At 36.3% G+C, this 3,526-nt stretch carries 3 protein-coding genes; 1 reads left to right on the top strand and 2 read right to left on the bottom strand.

Going from position 1 to position 3,526, the window contains the following annotated elements; all coding sequences use genetic code 11:
- Window positions 1–67: 67 nt before the first annotated feature.
- Both ffh and ylxM read right to left on the bottom strand, forming a co-directional pair.
- Window positions 68–1,498, bottom strand: a complete 1,431-nt coding sequence (gene ffh, locus CP355_RS09570; RefSeq protein ID WP_098036236.1) for a signal recognition particle protein — start codon at window positions 1,496–1,498, stop codon at window positions 68–70.
- A 4-nt stretch (window positions 1,499–1,502) separates the two neighbouring features.
- Window positions 1,503–1,844 carry a YlxM family DNA-binding protein gene (ylxM, locus tag CP355_RS09565; protein WP_087176752.1) on the bottom strand — a complete coding sequence of 114 codons (342 nt, stop codon included), beginning with the start codon at window positions 1,842–1,844 and terminating at the stop codon, window positions 1,503–1,505.
- Window positions 1,845–2,038: 194 nt separating this feature from the next.
- Between ylxM and CP355_RS09560 the strand changes: the two genes are divergently transcribed.
- Window positions 2,039–3,466 carry an APC family permease gene (locus tag CP355_RS09560; protein WP_098036235.1) on the top strand — a complete coding sequence of 476 codons (1,428 nt, stop codon included), beginning with the start codon at window positions 2,039–2,041 and terminating at the stop codon, window positions 3,464–3,466.
- Window positions 3,467–3,526: the final 60 nt, after the last annotated feature.

Below are 3,526 nucleotides of genomic sequence, written 5' to 3'. Positions count from 1 at the left end.
AATGGACTTTTTTTAATATTTGAACGAAGTGTTCAATTTGATTTTACAATCCGCCACCTTTATTTTTTTAAGAATGGAATCTCTTAATCTTACGCATACGCTTCTTTTTGTTCTTCTTAAAGTTCTTATTTAAACGACGCATAGCCATCTTGGCCATTGGTGAATCCATCCCTGGCAAGTTGCTTAATCCCTTCATATTGCCCTTAGTCATCTTGCTCATCATTTCCCGCATTTGTTTAAATTGTTTAATCATACGGTTAACTTCGACAACGGGGCGACCAGAACCGGCAGCAATTCTTCTTCTGCGACTTGGATTCAACAAATCTGGATCCTCACGTTCTGCTTCAGTCATTGAATAAACAATGGCAATTGTATGATCAATTTGCTTTTGATCAACATTTAAGTTCTTCAACTGTGGATTATTTGCCATCCCAGGAATCATCTTCATAATTTGATCAAGCGGACCCATTTTTTGCACTTGCTTCATTTGATCAACAAAATCATTGAAGTCAAAAGTGTTTTCTCGCATCTTTTCAGCGACTTTTTCAGCTTCCTTGGCATCGTAATCTTGTTGTGCCTTCTCAATTAAGGAAAGCATATCACCCATCCCAAGAATTCTGGAAGCCATTCGATCTGGGTGGAAGACATCCAAATCACTTAGTTTTTCACCTTGACCAGTAAATAGAATTGGCTTACCAGTAACTGCACGAATTGAAAGTGCAGCACCACCACGAGTATCACCGTCTAACTTAGTTAAAATTACTCCGGTAACATCAAGTCGCTCATCAAAGCCTTTAGCAACGTCTGTAGCTGCTTGACCAGTCATGGCATCAACTACTAAAAGGATGTTATCTGGCTGTGCAACTTTCTTAACACGTTCCAATTCTTCCATTAATGGTTCGTCTATTTCTAAACGACCGGCAGTATCGATTAAAACATAATCATTCTTGTTTTTATCAGCTTCAGCTAAACCATCCTGTACAATCTTAGCAACATCTTTTTCACCATCTTCGCTAAAGACAGGCACCTTTAATTGTTCACCAATTTGCTTTAATTGGTCAACAGCGGCAGGACGATAAATATCTCCAGCAATCAAAAGCGGACGAGCCTTTTGCGTCTTTTGTAAATGATATGCTAATTTACCAACAGTGGTAGTCTTACCAGTACCTTGCAAACCAACCATCATAATAATAGTTGGAATATGCTTAGACTTGTTTAAAGGAACTGCTTCTTCACCCATCATCTTCGTTAATTGTTCATTAACGATTTTAATTACTTGTTGGCCCGGATTTAAACTTTCTTGAACTTCTTTGCCAAGGGCCTCTTTTTTAATAGTCTTGATAAAGTCCTTAACAACCTTGAAGTTAACATCGGCTTCTAACAATGCAAGTCGAATTTCACGACTAGCCTTATTAATATCCTCTTCTGAAACTTTACCTTTACCAGTTAAATTTTTTAATGCTTTTTGAATTCTTTCACTTAAATTTTCAAAAGCCATGGGTTTACTCTCCCCTCAATTGATTTAATAAATTGGTTATTTCTTTTTTAGCAGTTTGACTATCATTATTATCTATCGACAAAAGTGCATCTGCTAGCACATCTTCAATATGATTATTATCACGCCGCATATGTAATTTGGCTTCATAATTTTTCAAAATTTTAGTGGAGCGTTTTAAATTATCATAAATAGCTTGCCGAGATACATTATGATTAACCGCAATCTCTCCTAATGATAGATCATTATAATAATAATCTTCAAAATAAGATTGCTGTCCTTTAGTTAATAAAGAACCATAATAGGCATATAGGTCGCCTAATTCTTCATTTTTAGTTAATTCATCCATTAATTTTCACCAGTCTTTAGTATATCAAAAAAATGATACTACCAAAAATGTTAATTATCATTTAAATCATGAAGACAAAATCTATCTTTTTTCTCATTAAAAATACGAAATTTGAACTACTTACGGTTGATTTTTTAACGTATTTTTAATTATAATTAAGTAATCTTATTTTTAACATAAAGGGGAATTGTATTGTGAATCTTTGGCAACGAATGAACAAAAAAGAAGATCCACGTGTTTATGAAAATAAAGATGGACACCTGGTTCGATCATTAAAGGTTAAAGATTTCTTAGCCTTAGGGGTTGGGACGATCGTCTCAGCTTCAATCTTTACCTTGCCCGGTGAAGTTGCTGCATTACATACTGGACCAACGGTTGCAATTTCATTTATTTTAGCTGCAATTGCTGCCGGTTTAGTAGCATTTGCTTATGCCGAAATGGCCGCTGCCATGCCATTTGCAGGATCCGCTTATTCATGGATCAATGTGGTATTCGGCGAATTTTGGGGATGGGTAGCCGGATGGGCTCTTTTAGCTGAATACTTTATTGCTTTAGCATTCGTAGGATCTGGACTTTCTGCTAACTTCAGGGCATTAATTGCACCTATAGGATTAAAATTACCTGCTTCTTTGTCCAACGCTTTTGGTACTAATGGTGGAGTTATTGATGCAATTTCACTTGTTTCTATTTTATTAGTCGCTCTTTTAATTGGGCATGGGGTCTCAAGAGCTGCTCGAGTAGAAAATGGATTAGTTATACTTAAAGTTTTAGCCATCTTGATCTTTATCGTAGTTGGATTAACAGCCATTAAAAGCGCTAACTTTACACCATTTATTCCTAAATATCGTCCTACTACTCACGGACCATTTGGTGGCTGGCAAGGAATTTATGCTGGTGTATCAATGATTTTCTTATCCTACATCGGTTTTGATTCAATTGCTGCTAATTCGGCAGAAGCTATTAATCCGCAAAAGACAATGCCTCGTGGAATTTTAGGCTCATTAGCAATTGCCGTTACACTTTTTGTAGGTGTTAGTTTGGTATTGATCGGTATGATGCCTTACAAGATGTATGCTAACTCTGCAGAACCTGTTGGTTTGGCTTTACGTTATGCTGGGCACCCAATAGTTGCTGTCGTCGTTCAAACTATTGCTGTTTTAGGTATGTTTACCGCCTTGATCGGTATGGGAATGGCTGGATCTAGATTAATTTACTCATTTGGTCGTGATGGTATGTTACCTAAATGGTTGGGCAAATTAAATTCTGACCGTCGTCCTAACAATGCACTTTGGACTTTGACTATCGGTAGTATTTTGCTTGGTGCTTTCTTCCCATTCTCTATGCTGTCTCAATTAGTTTCAGCTGGTACTTTAATCGCATTCATGTTTGTATCACTTGGTATCTATAAATTACGTCCACGTGAAGGTAAAGATATTGATGATCCATCATTCAAGATGCCATTTTATCCAGTATTGCCTGCTCTAGGCTTCTTAGCTGCATTAATCGTTTTCTTAGGCTTAGATTATCAAGCTAAGCTCTACGCTGGTATTTGGTTTATCTTCGGTTTAATTATTTATTTCTGCTATGGTATTCACCATTCAGTCCTAGATAAGAAAAAATAATTTTTCGTAAATTGCAATAATAAATTGAACACTTACGCTGTTTGATAGATTTTATCTAAT

This window comes from Lactobacillus sp. UMNPBX4 (genome assembly GCF_002554115.1).
Taxonomy (GTDB): Bacteria; Bacillota; Bacilli; order Lactobacillales; family Lactobacillaceae; genus Lactobacillus; species Lactobacillus gallinarum.
The sequence above is the reverse complement of the archived record's forward strand: the minus strand, read 5'-3'. Positions and strand labels throughout refer to the sequence as shown.

Coding starts and splice junctions, on each gene's coding strand:
- ffh (WP_098036236.1), bottom strand. CDS start 1,498: ATGGCTTTTGAAAATTTAAGTGAAAGAATTCAAAAAGCATTAAAAAAT.
- ylxM (WP_087176752.1), bottom strand. CDS start 1,844: ATGGATGAATTAACTAAAAATGAAGAATTAGGCGACCTATATGCCTAT.